The organism is Bradyrhizobium cytisi, from assembly GCF_008123515.1.
Classification (GTDB): Bacteria; Pseudomonadota; Alphaproteobacteria; order Rhizobiales; family Xanthobacteraceae; genus Bradyrhizobium; species Bradyrhizobium cytisi.
On record NZ_VSSR01000169.1, the window covers coordinates 1 to 3,428 of the forward strand.

Consider the following 3,428-nt stretch of genomic DNA (forward strand, 5'->3'; position numbering starts at 1 on the left):
TCTTGATTGTCGCGCCGCAGCTCCCGCACCGACGCCATTGAGAAGCTCGAATGGTATGCTTTGAGATGGAAGATCGAGGTGTTTCACAAGATACTCAAATCAGGCTGCAAAGCCGAGGAGTCGAAGCTTAGGACCGGCCAGCGTCTGACCAATCTGATCTCGCTTTTTTGCATCCTGAGTTGGCGGGTCTTCTGGATGACGATGCTCGACCGTTCCGCCCCAGATGCACCGCCAACCCTTGTATTGACCGCGACTGAAATCGGCGTGCTCGATCGCCTCGTCAACGACAAACCAAAAGCGAGAAAGACGCTTTCGCACTATCTCATCAAGATCGCCCGGCTCGGCGGTTATCTCGCACGCGCCAGCGATCCGCCCCCTGGCAATACGGTCATGTGGCGCGGGCTGTCGCGCCTCACCGACATCGCGTTAGGCGCCTTGGTCGGAAAAGAATTTGTGGGTAATTGAAAGCCTCACCGGAGGCTTACGATCGGGGAGCTGACGCTGGAGAACGATTCCTAAGAGACGGCACCAGCTCCCGGTTCCAAGGGGTGCAGGACAAAGCCGAATGCCTTGCACGTCGGTGCAAATTGTTGATCACTCGCGTCCGATAGCGTGTCTCATAGGACGAGGCCCCGGGATCGACGTAGTCCATTCCGTGACGCACAGCGTTATAGAACAGGACTGCTATCTTGCGGGCCGTCGCAGTGACTGCTTGGGCCTTGCCAATGCGGGACGACAGTCTTCTATAAAAGGCGCCGAGTGCGGTATCAGTGCGTCCGACGGTTACGGCAGCAAGGCGCAGAAGAGCTGCGACCCGGCCGCCGGATCGGCGCGTTCGGGACGAGAGCATTTTGCCTCCGGAGACCTTATTGCTCGGTGCCAACCCCAGCCACGAGGTAAGGTCGTCGCCGCATTCTGCGATCAGCTTCAGCGAGAGGTAAGGACCGAGGCCGTCGATGGTGGTGACGTCCTTTCCGAGCAGCCGACGCGCGGGCGTCGAAAGCCAGAGCGTTCGCTTGATCGGTTCTGTTCCGATGCCGCGAGACCGGCGGCGCTGATCCATGATCATGATCCCTATGGATAGTGAGTTCCTTCAACACAGCTTCGATTCGGGCATCGCAGGCAGATGCCTTCTCGTGATACGCGTCGTAAAGGGCGAGTGCCTGATCGAGTGCAAACAGATGCTCCGCGCGTCCGGTGAGCGCCTTCGCGATCGTCTGGACACTGGAGTGGCAACTGTAGTGGCGCAAGCACGCCAGCGTCTCAGGATCGCGCTCACCGGCAAGGATCGCGCGAATGATGCGCAGGCCAGTCGCGCCCGTGATGTCGGCCACAACGTGGTGGAGTTGAAGATTCATCTCGGTCAATGCTTTTTGCATATGCTGGATGTGTGAGGCGGCGTACTCCAGCAGACGTTCGCGCTGACGCACGTCGGCTCGCAGCTCCGCAATCCGCCCTTTGGGCCGAAAACTCGCCCGCAGCAATCCGAACGAATGGAGCCGCTGCAGCCATTGCGCATCGCTGACATCGGTCTTGCGCCCCGGCACGTGCTTGGCATCGCGCGCGTTGACAAGAAACACGGCAAATCCTCGTGCATCGAGAAGCTCAAAGACGGAATCCAGTAGACGCTGGTTGATTCCATCACGACGGTCTCGACTCCGCACTCCACAAACCACTTTACCAGTTGATCGAGATCAGCCGTGAATGTGCCAAAACTGCGTACTGGCTCAAGTGCGTGATCAGGTCCTACGGGAGCCATGTGCATAGTCGCACCAACATCGATGGCAGCCGCGTTCGGGTTGCACCATGGGCATGGTACGGTCGACCTTGGACTTCGACTCCTTGCGGTACATCTCCAATCCTCCTGCTGACAGAGAAGGGCTGAGCTGCGCAATTGATCAGATTCCTAAACGGGATCGCCTTTGCGGCGTCACCACTCTCAAGTCCGCAACAGCTCATGGACCAGGTTTTTTGACGGGGTTGCCACCAAAATCGTATCGGCCGCTCCCTTCCGAACGCAGTCTATCGCCAATTCGTTTCTATCCCACAGGGGGCGTGCAGCGCCGAGATCAGTTTTTTAGAAGGAGCGCTCACCAAGGCGGGATTGCTGAGCGCAAAGCGATGATCGACCGTGAGCACGATCTGTCGATCACCAGGCAGGCGGAGGTTTTGCAGATCAGCCGCGGCAGCGTTTATTACCTGCCGCGCCCGGTGCCGGTCGCCGATCTCGCGATCATGCGGCGTCTTGACCGGCTGCATCTGGAGTTTCCCTTCGCCGGTTCGCGCATGCTGAGAGGCCTGCTGGCTGCCGAGGGGCCTTCACCGGCTTGCTTGCCAGCCACGGCATCGCCATCAGCATGGATGGCAAAGGGCCCTGGCGGGACAATGTGTTCGTCGAACGGCTGTGGCGCAGCATCAAATACGAGGAGGTTGTGTGCTGTGAACGTCACTGTTCGAAATACGAACGGTGGCGATGCTTTATCGGAGATGAGGGTAGGCCCCTCGAAGTCGGCTTGCAGGAGCAGGCTTCAAACCGCCACGAGCTGCACTGGTCAAGAGCCATTGTGGTGAACGTCGATGGAAAAGGCGGAGCAAGACTCCGTCAGGTGAGGTTCAAGGAGACGAACGGAAGTAAACCGCTGATGACGTGTCGAAACGTATCAAACGACGTCGAAACCGGGACCCAGACTTCTGTCCCGCGAATAAAGATTGAGGGGAGCCTGTCTACTGCTCAATCGGCGTCCGGCATGGAGGCGGCGTGACCTTGATCCAGGCTTTGGTAAGGAACTCAGGAACCTGTCGTCCCGATGCCAAGGGAGAAGCTCAGGCGGATGGACTCCGCGAGGGCGAGAGTACCGATGCGGGACACAGGGGCGGAGTCGCTCGTAGTAGGAATGAAGGCTCTGTAACGGAGCTGGACCGAAGGGGTGACGTCGCCCGGCTTTATTATGTTGGCAACCCGCAAGGGGAGGACCAGCGTGGATAAAGCAAGACCATTTAATATTTCCAAGCGCGAAGTATGGTTGGCTTATAAGCGAGTGAGGGAAAACCGCGGGGCTGCTGGCGTCGACGATCAAACGATCGCGGAGTTCGAGAAGGATTTGAGTAACAACCTTTATCGGCTCTGGAATCGAATGTCGTCGGGCAGCTACATGCCGCCACCGGTTCGTCGAGTTGACATACCGAAAGGGGACGGACGGGGAACGAGATCATTAGGTATCCCGACCGTTTCTGACAGAATCGCCCAAATGGTAGTCAAGCGATATCTTGAGCCCGTCCTGGAACCAGTGTTCCACGATGACTCCTTTGGATATCGTCCCGGTCGGTCGGCGCATGATGCGTTGGCTGCGGCACGGCAGAGATGCTGGCGCTTTGACTGGGTGCTCGATCTCGACATCAAAGGCTTCTTGGATGTTGCGTCATACTAC

Annotated in this window: 3 protein-coding genes and 1 pseudogene; 2 read left to right on the forward strand and 2 right to left on the reverse strand. The window is 58.2% G+C overall.

What is annotated here, in order from left to right; all coding sequences use genetic code 11:
* Positions 1-78: 78 nt before the first annotated feature.
* Complete coding sequence (locus tag FXB38_RS42335; protein ID WP_283812837.1) at positions 79-465, forward strand: IS4 family transposase; 387 nt, start codon at positions 79-81, stop codon at positions 463-465.
* Between the two features lie 50 nt (positions 466-515).
* Here FXB38_RS42335 and FXB38_RS45295 read toward each other — a convergent pair.
* Both FXB38_RS45295 and FXB38_RS45300 read right to left on the reverse strand, forming a co-directional pair.
* A pseudogene (locus tag FXB38_RS45295) lies at positions 516-1,853 on the reverse strand (IS110 family RNA-guided transposase).
* A gap of 169 nt (positions 1,854-2,022) precedes the next feature.
* Complete coding sequence (locus tag FXB38_RS45300; protein WP_430640226.1) at positions 2,023-2,259, reverse strand: hypothetical protein; 237 nt, start codon at positions 2,257-2,259, stop codon at positions 2,023-2,025.
* 689 nt (positions 2,260-2,948) lie between these two features.
* On the opposite strand from FXB38_RS45300, the gene FXB38_RS42360 reads away from it, so the two are divergent.
* On the forward strand, positions 2,949-3,428 hold a 480-nt coding region (locus FXB38_RS42360), incomplete at its 3' end, for a reverse transcriptase domain-containing protein (RefSeq protein WP_246230653.1).